The organism is Candidatus Dormiibacterota bacterium (genome assembly GCA_036495095.1).
In the GTDB taxonomy this organism is placed as follows: domain Bacteria; phylum Chloroflexota; class Dormibacteria; order Aeolococcales; family Aeolococcaceae; genus CF-96.
This window is the reverse complement of record DASXNK010000108.1, coordinates 13,651-29,420: the sequence shown is the minus strand read 5'-3', so window position 1 is coordinate 29,420 and position 15,770 is coordinate 13,651. Positions and strand designations below refer to the sequence as shown.

General features: G+C 72.7%; 16 protein-coding genes. 10 read left to right on the top strand and 6 right to left on the bottom strand.

Annotation, left to right across the window (positions count from 1 at the left end; translation table 11 throughout):
- Positions 1–13 precede the first annotated feature (13 nt).
- The 4 genes from tatA to VGL20_11840 all read left to right on the top strand — a co-directional run bounded on the left by tatA (position 14) and on the right by VGL20_11840 (position 2,614).
- Positions 14–268 carry a twin-arginine translocase TatA/TatE family subunit gene (gene tatA / locus VGL20_11855; GenBank protein HEY2704377.1) on the top strand — a complete coding sequence of 85 codons (255 nt, stop codon included), beginning with the start codon at positions 14–16 and terminating at the stop codon, positions 266–268.
- An 18-nt stretch (positions 269–286) separates the two neighbouring features.
- On the top strand, positions 287–1,030 hold the full coding sequence (tatC, locus tag VGL20_11850; protein HEY2704376.1) for a twin-arginine translocase subunit TatC: 744 nt from the start codon (positions 287–289) through the stop codon (positions 1,028–1,030).
- Positions 1,031–1,064: 34 nt separating this feature from the next.
- Positions 1,065–2,039, top strand: coding sequence for a TIGR03557 family F420-dependent LLM class oxidoreductase (locus VGL20_11845; protein HEY2704375.1), 975 nt, complete (start codon positions 1,065–1,067; stop codon positions 2,037–2,039).
- A 92-nt stretch (positions 2,040–2,131) separates the two neighbouring features.
- Complete coding sequence (locus VGL20_11840) at positions 2,132–2,614, top strand: transcriptional repressor (protein HEY2704374.1); 483 nt, start codon at positions 2,132–2,134, stop codon at positions 2,612–2,614.
- Positions 2,615–2,685: 71 nt separating this feature from the next.
- Here the strand turns inward: VGL20_11840 and VGL20_11835 are convergent, their stop codons facing one another.
- Positions 2,686–3,117, bottom strand: coding sequence for a hypothetical protein (locus tag VGL20_11835; protein ID HEY2704373.1), 432 nt, complete (start codon positions 3,115–3,117; stop codon positions 2,686–2,688).
- A gap of 172 nt (positions 3,118–3,289) precedes the next feature.
- Here VGL20_11835 and VGL20_11830 point away from each other — a divergent pair, with 172 nt between their 5' ends.
- The 4 genes from VGL20_11830 to VGL20_11815 all read left to right on the top strand — a co-directional run bounded on the left by VGL20_11830 (position 3,290) and on the right by VGL20_11815 (position 7,052).
- Positions 3,290–4,444: a multicopper oxidase domain-containing protein gene (locus tag VGL20_11830; protein ID HEY2704372.1), complete on the top strand. Its 1,155-nt coding sequence runs from the start codon at positions 3,290–3,292 to the stop codon at positions 4,442–4,444.
- 93 nt (positions 4,445–4,537) lie between these two features.
- Positions 4,538–4,885 (top strand): YciI family protein, encoded by a 348-nt coding sequence (locus VGL20_11825; GenBank protein ID HEY2704371.1) that lies wholly within the window; start codon positions 4,538–4,540, stop codon positions 4,883–4,885.
- A gap of 29 nt (positions 4,886–4,914) precedes the next feature.
- Positions 4,915–6,141 carry a DUF6596 domain-containing protein gene (locus tag VGL20_11820; protein HEY2704370.1) on the top strand — a complete coding sequence of 409 codons (1,227 nt, stop codon included), beginning with the start codon at positions 4,915–4,917 and terminating at the stop codon, positions 6,139–6,141.
- A gap of 83 nt (positions 6,142–6,224) precedes the next feature.
- Positions 6,225–7,052, top strand: a complete 828-nt coding sequence (locus VGL20_11815) for a CHRD domain-containing protein (protein HEY2704369.1) — start codon at positions 6,225–6,227, stop codon at positions 7,050–7,052.
- Between the two features lies 1 nt (position 7,053).
- Here the strand turns inward: VGL20_11815 and VGL20_11810 are convergent, their stop codons facing one another.
- From VGL20_11810 to VGL20_11790, 5 genes are all read right to left on the bottom strand, one after another.
- Positions 7,054–8,046: a G1 family glutamic endopeptidase gene (locus tag VGL20_11810; protein HEY2704368.1), complete on the bottom strand. Its 993-nt coding sequence runs from the start codon at positions 8,044–8,046 to the stop codon at positions 7,054–7,056.
- A gap of 297 nt (positions 8,047–8,343) precedes the next feature.
- Entirely contained in the window at positions 8,344–9,267 is a 924-nt protein-coding gene (locus VGL20_11805) for a carbohydrate kinase (protein HEY2704367.1), read from the bottom strand.
- 17 nt (positions 9,268–9,284) lie between these two features.
- Positions 9,285–10,346: an ABC transporter permease gene (locus tag VGL20_11800; GenBank protein ID HEY2704366.1), complete on the bottom strand. Its 1,062-nt coding sequence runs from the start codon at positions 10,344–10,346 to the stop codon at positions 9,285–9,287.
- Entirely contained in the window at positions 10,339–11,907 is a 1,569-nt protein-coding gene (locus tag VGL20_11795) for a sugar ABC transporter ATP-binding protein (protein ID HEY2704365.1), read from the bottom strand. Before VGL20_11795 ends, VGL20_11800 begins: the two co-directional genes overlap by 8 nt.
- On the bottom strand, positions 11,904–12,929 hold the full coding sequence (locus tag VGL20_11790; GenBank protein ID HEY2704364.1) for an ABC transporter substrate-binding protein: 1,026 nt from the start codon (positions 12,927–12,929) through the stop codon (positions 11,904–11,906). The genes VGL20_11795 and VGL20_11790 overlap by 4 nt, the downstream gene beginning before the upstream one ends.
- Before the next feature lie 234 nt (positions 12,930–13,163).
- On the opposite strand from VGL20_11790, the gene glgC reads away from it, so the two are divergent.
- Positions 13,164–14,408 (top strand): glucose-1-phosphate adenylyltransferase, encoded by a 1,245-nt coding sequence (gene glgC, locus VGL20_11785; GenBank protein HEY2704363.1) that lies wholly within the window; start codon positions 13,164–13,166, stop codon positions 14,406–14,408.
- A gap of 13 nt (positions 14,409–14,421) precedes the next feature.
- Positions 14,422–15,669 (top strand): glycogen synthase, encoded by a 1,248-nt coding sequence (gene glgA / locus VGL20_11780; protein ID HEY2704362.1) that lies wholly within the window; start codon positions 14,422–14,424, stop codon positions 15,667–15,669.
- Positions 15,670–15,770 lie beyond the last annotated feature (101 nt).

Here is a 15,770-nt window from a genome sequence, read left to right as displayed (position 1 = left end):
CGAGGTCCTCGACATGCCATTCGGCACCGGTCACCTGCCCCTGCTGATCATCCTGCTGGTGGTCGCCGTCATCATCTTCGGCCCGGGCAAGCTGCCCGAGCTCGGCTCCGGGATGGGCAAGGCCATCCGTGAGTTCAAGCATCACACCAGCGACCTGCGCAGCAGCGTCATCAGCCCCGATCCCGCGCCCGTTCCCGCGCCCGTCGTGCTGCCGGTGAGCGGCGTGGATCCCGTCGCCGCGTCCCGCGACCACCGCCCCGCGGCCTGAGACCGGAGGCCGGCAGCCGTGCAGAACGCCCTCCCCTCCGACCGCCGCATGACGGTGATCGAGCACCTCGAGGAGCTCCGACGCGTCCTCATCATCAGTGGGATCGCGTGGATCGGCTGCACGCTGCTGGCCTTCGTGTTCAACGGCGCGATCATCGGACTGCTCGAGCGACCGCTGATCAGCGTGCTCGCGCACGGGCACCACATCGTCGGCGCGCCGATCGTCACCAGCCCCACCGAGGGCATCAGCATCCCGCTGAAGGTGGCGTCGATCTGCGGGATCATCGGCGCGCTGCCGGTGATCCTCTGGCAGATGTGGGGCTTCATCGCCCCAGGGCTGAGGCGCTCCGAGCGGCGCTTCGCCGGTCCCTTCCTCGCCACCGCGCTGCTGCTGTTCGCCGTCGGCGGCACCTTCGCCTACCTGGTGATGCCGGTCGGGCTCGGCTTCCTCGCGAACTTCCTCGGCGGCAACGCCGAGTTCCTCCCCGACCTCAACGCCTACCTCTCCTTCTTCACGCTGCTGATCGTCATCTTCGGCGTGACCTTCGAGCTGCCCGTCGCGGTGGTGCTGCTCGGCCTGCTCGGCATCGTGTCATCGGCAAAGCTGCGCCGGCAGCGGAAGGCCATCTGGGTGGGGATCGTCTTCGTCTCGCTGGTGGTCACGCCGGGGGCGGACCCCTTCACCCCGGCCGCGCTGCTGGTCCCGCTCATCGCGCTGTTCGAGGCCAGCATCCTGGTGCTCGACAGGGTGTTCAAGCGCTGAGCAGCGTCCGGTACCGGCTGTCAGACTCGTCCGCATGCGCTTCGGATACTCGATGATCTGCGAGCAGTCGACGCCCCGACAGCTGGTCGACAACTGCCGCCGCGCGGAGGCGACCGGCTTCGACTTCGCGATGATCTCCGACCACTTCCACCCGTGGCTGGAGAGCCAGGGCCAGTCCCCGTTCACCTGGAGCGTGCTGGGTGCGCTCGCGGACAGGACCGACCGGATCGAGCTGATCACCGGGGTGACCTGCCCGACGATGCGCTACCACCCGGCGGTCGTGGCCCAGGCCGCCGCCACCATCCAGCTGATGAGCGGGGGCAGGTTCACCCTCGGCATCGGCGCCGGCGAGCGGCTCAACGAGCACGTGGTGGCGCGCGGCTGGCCGCCGGACGACGTCCGGCAGGAGATGCTCGCGGAGGCGATCGAGATCATCCGCCGGCTCTGGCAGGGCGGCTTCCAGTCGTATCGCGGCCGGCACCTCAGCCTCGAGGACGCCCGGCTCTACACCCTCCCCGACCAGCCGCCGCCGATCGCCGTCGCCGCCGGAGGGCCCCGTGCCGCCCGGCTCGCGGGTGAGCTCGCCGACGCCCTGATCGCGGTCGAGCCGAGCCGCGACCTGGTCGAGGGCTTCCGCCGCGCCGGCGGCCAGGGGCGGCGCACCTACGGCCAGATCGCGGTCTGCTGGGCCGCCGACCGGCAGGCGGCGGTGCGCACCGCCCGGGAGATGTGGCGCTTCGCCGTTCCCGGATGGAAGGTGATGGCCGAGCTGCCCAACCCTGTGAACTTCGAGGCCGCCACCCGCGTCGTGAAGGACGAGGACATCACCGAGCTGGTGCCCTGCGGTCCCGACCCGCAGGTCCACGCCGAGGCGATCCGCGCCTTCGCCGAGGCCGGCTTCACCGACCTCGCCGTGGTCCAGGCGGGCCCGGAGCAGGAGGGCTTCCTCCGCTTCTGGGAGACCCAGCTGGCCCCGCTGCTGCAGCAGGAGGCCGCGACCGCGATCTGACCGGCCCCGGGCAGGGCGGCGCGCCGAGGCCTCGACGATCGGGCCGCCGAACCCCTCCCGTGAGCGCCCCGGAGAGGTGCATGATGGTCGGCATGGCAGCAGCTCAGCGGGCGTCCTCGCCGGGCACTCCGGACCACGCGTCCGCGGTCCGCGCCGCTGGCCTGCGCTGGACGCCGCAGCGCCAGCTCATCCTCCAGACACTCCGGGAGGCCCGCGGCCGGCACATGACCGCGGACGAGGTGTGGCGGGCGGTGAGCGAGCAGTACGCGACCCTCAACCGGTCCACCGTCTACCGGGTGCTGGAGACCCTCACCGGCATCGGCCTGGTGCGCCAGACCCGGCTCGGAGGCGACACCGCCCAGTTCGAGCTCGAGAGCGACGACGCCCACCATCACCTGGTCTGCGTCCGCTGCAAGGGGATGGTGGAGATCTCCGCCGAGGACGTGGCGCCGCTCGCCCGGCGGCTGCTCGACCGCCACGGGTACCACGTCGGCGCCACCGTGCTGACCGTCGAGGGCGTCTGCGCCGAGTGCCACGGCACCGCGGTCACCACCGAGATGCCGGCTCCCGACTGAGCCTCACGGCTGGTGACGGGAACCACTCTCACGGTGGCTGGGAGCCCCCGGACTGCGCCGAGGGTCCCCCCTCACCGGCTGACCGGGTCGGCGCCGAGAGCCGAGAAGAGGGCCTCCAGACGCCTGCTGATGGCTGCGATCGCCGCCGCGGAGCCGTCGAGGTGGAAGCGCCCCCGGCGGGTCAGCCGGAATCGGCGGTCGTCGACCCCCGGGCGCGCCGCACCCCGGCGGACCAGCCCGGCCCGCTCCAGCGAGCGCAGGCGGCGGCCGGCGCCACGGGCGTCGCAACGGTAGCCGAAGCCCTCCAGCCCGGCGGCGACCGCGCGGGCGTCGGCGGGATGCTCGCTCAGGACGAGGAGCAGGCAGGGCAGCAGGCAGCTCGCCCGCAGCGCCTCGCCGCCGGGCCCCCGGGCCTCCGGGCCTCCGGAGTGCCCGGAGTGGTCGGTCCAGCCGGCCGCCGCCGGCCACGTGGCGGCGACCTCCGCCACCGCGAGGCCGTTCATTTAGTTTCCCCTAAGTTGCGTGTTAGTTACCTGTAAACTACCCCGCAGGCAGCCGCACGTCAAGCGCTCCACGGCCCCGCGCAGGTTGAAGTCGGCGGCTGGTCAGGGTAGCCTTACGGCTGCGCTTAGCCTGACCTAAGCGCGCACTTATACCGAGGCAAGGGAGGCTGTGATGTCACGAGGGGTGTGGGGAGGGCGGTGCCCCCGCCTGCTGCTGCTGGCGCTCGGCGGGTGGCTGCTGGCGGGCTGCAGCGGCAACGGCACCGCCACCGCCGGCCGGCTGGCGGCCGCGGCGGGCGCCGGCCAGGTCCGGCTCCACTACATCGCCGCCGACGAGGTGGCCTGGGACTACGCGCCGGCCGGCCGCAACCTGGTCACCGGGCAGCCCTTCGGGGACGCGGAGAACACCTACATGGCCACCGGCCCCGGCCGCATCGGGCGGGTGTACACGAAGTCGGTGTTCCGCGAGTACACCGACGCCACCTTCACGACGCCGGCGCCCCGCCCCGAGGCGTGGAAGCACCTCGGGCTGCTCGGCCCGGTCATCCACGCCGAGGTCGGCGACACCATCCGGGTGGTGTTCACGAACCACACCTCGCGCCCGGCGAGCATGCACCCGCACGGAGTGTTCTACGACAAGGCCTCCGAGGGCGCCGCCTACGCCGACGGCACCAGCGGCGTCGACAGGGCGGACGACTCGGTGCCCCAGGGCGGCATGCACACCTACGTGTGGCAGGTCCCCGAGCGGGCCGGGCCGGGGCCGATGGACCCGAGCTCGGTGATGTGGATGTACCACTCCCACACCGACGAGGTCGCCGACACCTACGCCGGTCTGATGGGGGCGATCGTGGTCACCCGGCGGGGCATGGCCCGCCCCGACGGCAGCCCCAGGGACGCCGACCGGGAGCTGGTCACGATGTTCATGGTCTCCGACGAGAACCGCAGCCCCTGGCTGGACGACAACATCAGGACCCACACCTCGGCTCCGGCCACGGTGAGGAGGGACGACCCGGACTTCGTCGAGAGCAACAAGAAGCACGCCATCAACGGCTACGTGTTCGGCAACCTCCCCGACCTCGACATCCGCAGGGGCGAGCGGGTCCGCTGGTACGTGATGGGCATGGGCACCGAGGTCGACCTCCACACCCCCCACTGGCACGGGAACACGGTGCTGGCGATGGGGATGCGGACCGACGTGGTGGCGCTGCTGCCGGCGACCATGGTGGTCGCCGACATGGTCCCCGACGACCCCGGCATCTGGCTCTACCACTGCCACGTCGCCGACCACATCTCCGCCGGGATGCTCGCCCTCTACGTGGTCAGGTGATCTCGTCGCCGCGGGCTGTCGATCCGGGCGGTTTCCATTCGTCGGGGTAGCATGAGGCCCCAACAGCCGGGCCAGCAGGGAGACGAACAGGCCATGGCGCAGTACCTGATCCTGATCCACGAGGACGAGGCGTCCTATGCCAACGCCGAGCAGGCGACCTTCGAGCAGGTGATGAAGGCACACCAGGACTTCGGCACCAAGCACGGCGCCGTGCTCCGCGGGGGCAACGCGCTCCAGCCCACGAGCACCGCCACCTCGATCCGCCGCGACGCCGCCGGCAACGTGGCGGTCACCGACGGCCCCTTCGCCGAGACCAAGGAGGCGCTCGGCGGCTACTACATGGTCGAGGCCGCCGACCTCGACGAGGCGATCGCCATCGCCAAGGACGTCCCCGCACGGTTCGGCGGCGTCGAGGTTCGCCCCGTGATGGTCTTCGACTGACCGGCGCGCCTCCGGCGGCCGCCTCCGCGGTGGCGGCGGCGGTCGCCGAGGCGCACCGTCGCGAGTGGGCCTTCGTGCTCGCCGCGACGGTGCGCACCACCCGCGACATCGACCTCGCCGAGGAGTGCGTGCAGGACGCCTACGCCCGGGCGCTCAGCACCTGGACGTCCCGCGGCATCCCCGCGAATCCCAGCGCCTGGCTGACCACGGTGGCGCGGCGGCGCGGCGTCGACCTGCTCCGCCGGCAGGAGCAGTTGCGGCGCACCCTGCCGCTGCTCCTCGACGACCAGGTCGCCCCCGGGCCCGGGGAGACCGGCGAGCACGATGTCCCCGACGACCGGCTGCGGCTGATCTTCACCTGCTGCCATCCGGCGATCGCCCTGGAGAGCCAGGTGGCGCTCACCCTGCGGCTGCTCTGCGGGCTCACCACCGCGGAGGTGGGCCGCGCCTTCCTGGTGAGCGAGCCCACCATGGCGGCGCGGATCACCCGGGCCAAGAGGAAGATCGCGGCGGCGCGGATCCCCTACCGGGTGCCGCCCGCCGAGGATCTGCCCGCCCGCATCGAGGCGGTGCTCACCGTGGTGCACCTCCTGTTCACCACCGGGCACACCGCCCCGGTGGGCGACGGCCTGGTCCGCGGTGACCTGGTCGAGCGTTCCCTCGACCTGGCCCGGATGCTGCGGACCCTGCTCCCCGCCGACGCCGACGTCGCCGGCCTGCTGGCGCTGATCCTGCTCACCGACGCCCGCCGGGCCAGCCGGCTGGGCGACGACGGCCGGCTGCTGCTGCTCGCCGACCAGGACCGCGCCCGGTGGGACCGGCGGGCGATCGGCGAGGGCCTCGCCCTGGTGGGGGAGGCGTTGCGGCGCCGGCCGCCGGGGCGGTTCGCGCTGATGGCGGCGATCGCCGCCGTCCACGCCGAGGCACCGAGCTGGCAGGACACCGACTGGCGCGAGGTGGTGGCCCTCTACGACCTCCTGGCCCAGCTCTGGCCGTCACCGGTGGTCGCGCTGAACCGCGCCGTCGCCCTCGGCCTCGCCCGCGGCCCCGAGGCGGGGCTGGTGGCGCTCGAGGCCCTGGCGGCCGAGCCGCAGCTCGCCGGCTACAGCTACCTGGCGGCGGCCCGGGCCGACTTCCTCCGCCGCCTCGACCGTACCGCCGAGGCGCGGGTGGCCTACGAGGAGGCGCTGGCGCTCACCGAGAACGCCGTCGAGCGCGACTTCCTCGCCGGCCGGCTGGCCCAGCTGGATGGCTGAGCCGGGCCCACCCCTCCCCCACCGGGGGGCGGCCCGGCTAGAATCGCGCGTCGCGAGGATGTGGAGCTGAGAGGAGGCTGACGGTGATCAGTACGCGCACGGGTCGTGGTGTGTTCGGTGCCCTGGCCGCGGCCGCCGCCCTGGCCGCCTGCGGAGGCAGCGCCCCCCCTCCCTCGGCGCAGCCCTCCGCCGGCGGCGGCGCCGCCGCCGCCACCAAGGCGTCGGCACAGCTGGCCCACGTCCCCACCGGCACCGCCACCATCGCCTACGACGCCGGCACCCAGGTGCTCACCGTCAGCCTCCACGTCACCGGCGCTGCGCCCAAGGTGGCGATGCCCTCGCACATCCACAAGGGCACCTGCGCCGGGGCGCCCGGCGACATCCTCTACACCCTCAACCCGGGGATGCCCGACGACAAGGGTGTGGTCGATGTCACCACCAAGGTGCCGAACGTGCCCGCCGTGCCCACCGGCGCCTACGTGCACTTCCACACGGGCCCGACCACCGGCACCCCGGCGGAGAAGAAGTCGATCGTCTGCGCCGACCTGACCGGCCATCCCGGGCAGCTGGCGATGGGACCGAACGGCGCCGCCGGCGACAACGTCACCGGCACCGCCACCCTCATCCGCGACCCCGGCACCAGGGAGCTCACCGTCAAGGTCGTGCTCGACGGCCTCGAGCCGAGCACGTCCCACCCGGCGCACATCCACAACGGCCGCTGCGAGGCCCAGGGCTCGGTGGCGATCCCGCTCACCGCGCTGCAGGCCGACGCCAAGGGCCACGCCGAGTCGACCACCACCGTGAAGGACGCTCCCGAGTTCGGCACCTGGTACGTCAACGTCCACCGCGGACCCGGGCTGAACGGGCCGGAGTTCACGCCGATCAGCTGCGGCAACGTGGTCGCGTCGTAGCTCATCGACCGTAGGTCACGGAGAAGGAGCCGCCGGGCCCGGAGCCGTCGGGGCTGACGCCGCCGGGGGTGGCGGTGCCTCCGCTGGCGTCGTGGAGCAGCAGCGCGGTGAGGTGACCGGCAGCGGCGCTCCCGATTCCCTCCGTGCCCTGGTTCGCGGTGCAGGAGTGGAAGTCGACGGTGCCGAAGTCGGCGAGCGGGGTGATCGTGCCCGTCGACGGCGTGGTGGTCGCCTCGGTGATCCACTCGGCGGTGTCGAGGGTGGTCTCCGGGGCGGCGAAGCCGACGGTCGTGGCGTAGCCGGCGGTGCGGTCGGCCAGCTGGATGCTGCCGCCGCCCCCGGCGCCGCGGAGGCCCACCGAGACCGCGACCACGTCGCCGGGTGCGATCTCGCGCACGATCACCTGCGGCGGCTGCTGCGCGGCGGTGAGCAGCTCGTACCAGAGGAAGTGCACCGGCGACCCGTTCCGGCACATCGCTCCCGACCCCGCCTGGTACAGCGGCAGCGAGCCGTCGCCGCCCAGGCCCACCCAGAGCGCCAGGGTCGCGTCCGGCGCGGTGCAGCGCACGGTCGGCTCGGTCCACGACCCCGAGACCTGCGAGAAGGAGCCGGCCTCGACGTACCCGGACCAGTTGCCGCTCGCGGCGGTGAGCGGCCGCAGCGCAGCGGCGGGGTGCGGCGGCAGTGCGGCGACCGCCGCCGGGACCGCCCTGGTCACCGGCGTCCGCACCGGCGCCGGCCGTAACGGCGCCGGGCGGAAGCGGATGGCTGTCGGAGTTGTCGCCGGCATGGGCATCGATGTGGCCGCGGGGGTGGGCTGCGAGGTGTCGAGGACCGCGGGCGAGGTGCCCGCGGCCTCGACGATCTGCGGCGCCGTCGCCACCGTGGGCGCATTCGCGGCCAGGGGCCGCTCGAGCACGGCGGCGCTGGCGCAGCCCGTGAGCGTCGCCAGGGCGATGAGCGCGGCACCTCGTACGGTGAGGAACTTGAGCATGTCGGTACACCTTCCACTGCGGATGATCTCGACCCATTCGCCGGCTCTGTGCCGGTCTGCCGCATCACTGCGGCGGGCACCGACTCGACGCTCCGGATTGCGCGCAACCTACGCGCGGCGAGAGACCTTAATCACTCGCCACTGCGGTCGTTTCCGCCGCGTTGCATGGCGACGCTCTGGGCGCGATTGCGCGCCGGGTGGACATGTCCACACATGTTTCTGCCACATGTAGCCGCAGGGTGAGATGCACCTCACCGACGTCGCCGGAGGGATTGCACGGTCCCGTCCGGCCGGGGATCAGTCCCCCAACTCCCGCCGAAACGGCGGGTCCGCCCCGGCCCGGCTCACCGTGATCGACGCCACCTCGCTCGCGAAGTCCAACGCGGCCACCACCTCGGGCGCGGTGAGCGCCGCGGGGCCGGCGGGGCCGAGGCGGTGGTGCCGGTCCAGCCAGTCGAGCAGGCCCGCGGTGAACGAGTCGCCGGCACCGATGGTGTCCACGAGCGTCACCGGCGTCGCCGCACGGGTGATCTCCTCGCCACCGACGAACGCCATGCACCCCGCCCCGCCGAGGGTGACGACCACGAGCGCGGGTCCAAGCCCGCGCCAGCGCCGGCCGATCTCGGTGACCGCCTCGCCGGGGTGGACCCACTGGAGGTCCTCCAGGCTCACCTTGACCAGGCTGGCGCATCTCAACCAGCCCTCCAGGCGGCGGCGGTAGGTCTCGCGATCGCCGGCGAACGGATGGCGCACGTTGGGGTCGAGGGAGATCGCACGCCGGCCCTGCTCGCGCCGGAGCAGGTCGCCGATGGCCTCGGCCCCCGAGGGCAGCGCGAGCGCCACCGACCCGGTGTGGATCGCGTTCACCTGCTCGGGGAGGTCGGTGGGGAGCTCCGACGCCGCCCAGGTCGCCGTGGTGGTGCCCTCGACATAGAAGGTGTACCCGGCGCCGCCGCGGGCGTCGAGCTCCACCACCGCGAGCGTGGTCGGCTCGGCCGCGTCGACGCTGAGACCGAGGTCGACCCCGTTGGTCTCGAGGTGGGCGCGCAGGCGGCGCCCGAACCCGTCGCCGGACAGGCGTCCCGCGAAGGCGACGGGCGTGCCCAGCCGCGCCAGCGCGACCGCGGTGTTGGCGGGAGACCCCCCGGGGTGGGCGACGTAGGACCCGTCCGGCGCCTCGACGAGGTCGATCAGCGCCTCGCCGAGAACGACGACTGTCATTGCGGCGCTCCCGCCGGTCAGCTGCCCCGCTGGGCGTTCCGGGTGTTCATCTGGTCGAACCCGACCGCGACCAGGATCAGGACGCCGATCGCGATCTGCAGGTAGAACGCGTTGATCGCCAGCAGGTTGCCGCCGTTGTTCAGCACGCCCATGATCAGCGCTCCGGCCGCGGCGCCGAGGGCGCTGCCCTTGGCGCCGAAGAGGCTGGCGCCGCCGATGACGCAGGCGGCGATCGCGTTCAGCTCGAACCCGGTGCCGGCGGTGGGGATGCCCGCACCCAGGCGGGAGGTCAGCAGCACCCCGCCGAGCCCGGCGAGCAGGCCGGAGATGGCGTAGACGGCGACCGTCACCATGGCGACGGGGACACCGGCGAGCCGCGCCGACTCCGGGTTGGAGCCGACCGCATAGATGTACCGGCCGAAGACGGTGCGGGTGAGCATGAACCACACCGCGACGGTCACCGCGACGGCGATGATCAGCAGGTTCGGGATGCCGAGGATGGTGCCGTTCGCGATCGCCTGGAAGGCGTCGGGCAGCCCGTTTCCCTGCACCGTCTTCGCGTCGGTGATGACCAGCACGACCCCGCGGGCGATGCCCAGCATGCCCAGGGTGGCGATGAAGGGGGGCAGCTTGAACCTGGTGACCAGCAGCCCGTTCGCCACCCCCAGCGCGCCACCGATGGCCAGCCCGACGAGGATGGCGACCGGCGCCGCCATCCCGGCGACGAGCAGCTGCGCGGTGACCGCGCCGGACAGGCCCAGCACCGAGCCCACCGACAGGTCGATGCCCGCGGTGAGGATCACCAGCAGCTGGCCGACGGCGATGATCCCGAAGATCGCGACCTGCCGCGCCAGGTTGGAGAGGTTGCCCCCGGTGAGGAACTCGTTGCTCGCCAGCGTCAGGGCGCCGACCGCGACGAGCAGCACCACCAGCCCGCCGCTCTCGCGGCCGGCGATGTCGCCGAGGGTGAGCACCCGGGTGCGCGGCGGCGCCGGTGCGTCGCCCGCGGGCGCGGTCGCCGCCGGTGCGCTGGTGATCGTGGTGGTGAGGATGGGTTCGCGCCAGATCAGCCTAGGCATCGCTGGTCACCTGCCCCGGCGCGGGGATCGAGGGCTTCGCCCGGCTCGCGCCGCCGCTGGCGAGCCGCAGCACGTCCTCCTCGGAGGCGGCCCTGCCGAGCTCGCCGGCGACGGCGCCGCCGCGGAGCACCAGGACCCGGTCGGCGAGGCCGAGCAGCTCGGGAAGATAGGAGGAGACGACGACGATCGCCAGCCCCCGGTCGGCCAGGTCACGGATCACGGCGTAGAGCTCCCCCTTGGCACCGACGTCGATGCCCTTGGTGGGCTCGTCGAAGACCAGCACCTTGGGCTTGGTGAGCAGCCAGCGGGCGAGCAGCACCTTCTGCTGATTGCCCCCCGACAGGGTCGACACCGGCTGGTCGTAGGAGCCGGCGCGCAGGCGCAGGCTGTCGAGCAGCGCGTCGGCCTCGGCGGCCTGCTCCCGCCCGGGCAGCAGACCGTGGCGCGAGCCGCTGCGCAGGCTGGCGATGGTGACGTTCTCCCGGATCGACAGCTCCGGGAGCAGGCCGAGCACCTTGCGGTCCTCGGTGAGCAGGCCGACGCCGGCGCTCATCATGCTGCGCGGTCCGTGCGGCTTCACCACCCGCCCGTCGATCTGGATCTCGCCGTCGTGGATCGGACCGGCGCCGAAGATCGAGAGCAGCAGCTCGCTGCGGCCGGAGCCCAGCAGCCCGCCGATCCCGAGGATCTCCCCCTCGGCGACGTCGAGGTCGATGCTGGGTCCACCGGCAAGACGCCGCAGCCCGCGCACCCGGAGCCGCGGCTTCGCCTCCTCGCGCCGCTCCGAGGGAGGATAGAGCGCGGTCACCTCGCGGCCCACCATCGCGGTGATCAGGCGGTCCTCGTCGTAGTTCCCGATCGGTCCGCTCTGGGAGAGGCCGCCGTCGCGGAGCACGGTCACCCAGTCGCCGATCTCGAACATCTCCTCGAGCCGGTGGGTGACGTAGAGCATGGCGACGCCCTCGCTGCGCAGCCGCCGGATCAGCGCGAGCAGCCGGGCGGACTCCGCCTCGGTCAGCGCCGTGGTCGGCTCGTCGAAGACGATCACCTTGACCGAGTCGGCGGTGAGCACCTTGGCGATCTCGACCAGCTGCCGGGTGGCCGCCGACAGCCCCTCGACGATGGCGGTGGGGTCGACCCGGTCGAGACCCACCTCGGCGAGCGCCTTCCGGGAACGGCGGTTCAGCTCGGCGCGGTCGACCAGCCCCCGGCGGGAGGGCAGCCTGCCCATGAACAGGTTCTCGGCCACCGACAGGTGGGGAAGCAGGCTGAGCTCCTGGTAGACCGCCTGCACCCCGGCGGCCCGCAGCGTGGCCGGGGCGGCGGTGGTGACCGGCTCGCCGTCGATCTCGTAGGTGCCGCCGTCCCGGCGCAGCGCGCCGGTCAGCACCCGGATCAGCGTCGACTTGCCGGCGCCGTTCTCGCCGGCCAGGCAGTGCACCTGGCCGGGCAGCAGCCGCAGCGACACGTTGCTGAGCGCCTGCACCGGCCCGAAGGCCTTCGACACGTCGCGCAGCTCGAGGACCGCGGTGGCGGGCGGAGCCGGGGCGGCGGTGCTCACGAGCCGGCCTTGGCGGTCGGGGGCTCGAGCAGCAGCCTCACGTCGGGCTGGTTCATGTTCGCCTTGTCGGCGACCACCGCGCCGGGGTCGATGTCGCGCGGCGGGATGCGATTGACGATCGCCATCCCGGCCAGCACCACCCCCTGGTAGCCGAAGAAGTACGGGTTCTGCACCACCAGCGCGTCGATGGTGCCGGAGGCCAGGGCGGCGTTCTCCTGCGCGTCGGAGTCGAAGGCGACCACCGCGACCTTGCCGGCCAGCTGGTTGTCCTTGATCGCGCGCGCGGCGCCGACGCCCGAGGTGTTGTTGTCGGCGAACACCCCGAGCAGCTGGGAGTTGGAGGTCAGCGCGTCGTTGACCTGGGAGGCCGCGGTGTTGATGTCGTTGTTGTTGTAGCGTTCCGCCGAGGCGGTCACGTCGGGACAGGCGCCGGCGAGACCCTGGCGGAAACCGGCGTCACGGTCGGCCAGCGACTGGATCCCGGCCACCGACGACTCGATCATCACCGTCCCGGCGGTCTTCCCGCGCGCCTTGAGGAGGTCGCACATCCGCTGCCCGGCGCGGCTGCCGGCCTTGATGTTGTCGGTGCCCACGAAGGCCTCGGACGCCGTGGTCACCCGGGTGTCCACGGTGATCACCCTGATCCCGGCCTTGCGCGCCCGGTCGATCACCGAGTTCAGCGCCCCCGACGAGTTGGCGGCGATGACGATGCCCTGGGCGCCGCGGGAGATGGAGTTCTCGACCAGCTGCACCTGCTGGTCGATGTTGGTCTCCGAGGTGGGGCCGAAGGTGCTCACCCTGATCCCGAAGTCGCCTCCGGCCTGCTTGGCTCCGGCCAGCATCACCTGCCAGAAGGAGGAGTCGCTCGCCTTGATGATGACGTCGACCTTCTTCCCGCTCACCGCCCCGGCGGCGCCGCCGCCTCCGCCCGACCCGGTCGACGAGCCGGTCGCCCGGCCGCCCACCACCCCGGCCACCAGCGTGACCAGCGCGATCGCCAGGACGAGGGAGAGGGAGAACACGGTGCGGGTCCGGACCGCCTCCGGGGGTTTGGCCGTCTCCTCGGCCGTCCGAGGTCCGTCAGCTGTGCTCGTCGTCACCACCACCTCCCCCATGTGATCTCGACCGAGTGGTGGGCCCCGCCGCGCCCCACGGTGCGTGTGATACTGCGCAGGCGCCACTTCTGTGTCAATGTCCGGTATCGGAGACGCGCGCGCGGCGGCCACGGTGGTGCACGATGGGGCCAGGATCGCCCAATGGCCCAGCACCCCCAGCCCTCTGTCTTCGCGATGGTCCTCGCCGGCGGCGAGGGCAAGCGCCTGTCCCCGCTGACCACCGACCGGGCCAAGCCCGCGGTGCCCTTCGGCGGCGTGTACCGGCTCGTCGACTTCGCCCTGTCCAACCTCGTCAACGGCGGCCACCTGCGGATCGCGGTGCTGACCCAGTACAAGAGCCACAGCCTCGACCGCCACATCACCCAGACCTGGCGGCTGTCGCCCCTGCTCGGCAACTACGTCGCTCCCGTCCCCGCCCAGATGCGTCGCGGCCGCCACTGGTTCGCGGGCTCGGCCGACGCCATCTACCAGAACTTCAACCTCCTGCAGGACGAGGGCCCCACCCACCTGATCGTGGTCGGAGCCGACCACATCTACCGGATGGACCCGCGCCAGCTGATCGCGCATCACATCGCGTCAGGGTGCGAGGCGACGGTGGCGGCGATCCGCGCCCCCCTCGACCAGGCGGACCAGTTCGGGGTCATCGAGGCGGAGCAGGGCCGCATCCACGCGTTCCGCGAGAAGCCCACCGACGCGGTGGGGCTGCCCGACGCGCCGGACATGGTCTACGCGTCGATGGGCAACTACGTCTTCACCGTGCAGCCGCTGATGGAGGTGCTCGCCCAGGACGCCCGGAGCGGGAGCAGCCGCCACGACATCGGCGGCGACATCATCCCCCGCTTCGTCGACCGGCACCAGGCGTCGGTCTACGACTTCACCACCAACGATGTGCCCGGGGAGACCGAGCGCGACCGTGGCTACTGGCGCGACGTCGGGACCCTCGACGCCTACTTCGACGCCCACATGGACCTGGTGTCCGTGCACCCGATCTTCAACCTGTACAACCGCGCCTGGCCGATCTACTCCGCATACATCCCGCTGCCCCCCTCCAAGTTCGTCTTCGACTACGAGGACCGCCGCGGCGTCGCCGTCGACAGCATGGTGAGCCCGGGGGTGATCGTCTCCGGCGCCACGGTGCGGCGCTCGGTGCTGTCGCCCGAGGTCCAGGTGCACTCGCGAGCCCTGGTGGAGGACTGCGTGCTCCTCGACTCGGTCGAGGTGGGCCGGGACGCGGTGGTGCGTCGCGCCATCGTCGACAAGCAGGTGGTGATCCCGCCCGGGGCCCGCATCGGCGTCGACCCCGAGCGCGACCGCGCCCGCTTCACGGTGTCGGACGGCGGCGTGGTGGTGATCGGCAAGCGCCAGGTGATCGAGGAGCCGACATGAGCCCCCTGAGAGGATGAGGGTGGCGCTGCTCACCCGCGAGTACCCGCCGGAGGTCTACGGCGGCGCCGGCGTGCACGTCGAGTACCTCTCCCGGGAGCTGGCCCGGCGGGTCGACCTCGAGGTGCACTGCTTCGGGGCGCCGCGCGAGTCGCCGCTGGTGGCGGCCACCTACCAGCCCTGGGAGCGGCTGGCGGGGAGCGCTCCGAGCGCCGCGGCGCTGCAGACGATGTCGGTGGACCTGGCGATGGCCAGGGGGGTCGAGGGCGCCGACCTGGTCCACTCGCACACCTGGTACGCGAATCTGGGCGGCCACCTCGCCGGGCTGCTCTGGGAGGTGCCCCACGTCGCCACCACCCACAGCCTCGAGCCGCTGCGCCCGTGGAAGGCGGAGCAGCTCGGCGGCGGCTACGCCCTCTCCCGCTTCTGCGAGCGCACCGGGCTCGAGGGCGCCGCCGCGGTGATCGCCGTCTCCCGGCAGATGCGCAGCGACGTGCTCTCCTGCTACCCGGCGATCGACCCGGCGCGGGTGGAGGTGATCCACAACGGCATCGACCCCGAGGAGTACCGGCCGGTGCCGGACACCGACGCGCTGCTCCGCCACGGCGTCGATCCGGAGCGGCCCTTCGTGCTCTTCCTCGGACGCATCACCCGCCAGAAGGGCATCGTCCACCTCCTCGAGGCGGCGCCGCTGATCGACCCGGCGGCCCAGCTGGTGCTGCTCGCCGGGGCGCCGGACACGCCGGAGATCGCCGCCGAGGCGCGCGGCCTCTACGAGCGGGCGCAGCGGCGGCGCGGCGGGGTGGTGTGGATCGAGACCGAGACGATGCTGCCCCGGCCCGAGGTGATCCAGTTCCTGACCCACGCTCGCGTGCTCGTCTGCCCGTCGGTCTACGAGCCCTTCGGCCTGGTCAACCTGGAGGCGATGGCCTGCGAGACCGCGGTGGTGGCCAGCGCGGTCGGCGGCATCCCCGAGATCGTGGTCGACGGCGAGACCGGGTACCTCGTGCCCTGCGAGGTGGAGGCGGTCAGCGGCGCCGCGCCGGATCCCGCCGCCGCGCAGCGCTTCGCGAGCGGGCTGGCGGCGCGCGTCGACGAGCTGGTCGCCGACCCGGAGAGCGCCCGCAGGATGGGCCGGGCCGGACGGCGCCGGGTGGTCGAGCACTTCGACTGGCGGGTGATCGCCGCGCGGACCGAGGCGCTCTATGCGCGGGTGCTCGGCGAGTGGGCGACGGGATCCCGTACCAGGGTGACCGGTCCTTAACAACCTCGGAGGGCGGTTCTTCACCACGGCTTCCCCCACTGCTCATCTCTGCAGGACTTCGACAGTCATCCCCGTTGTCACTCGGGCAGGCAGATGGCCTG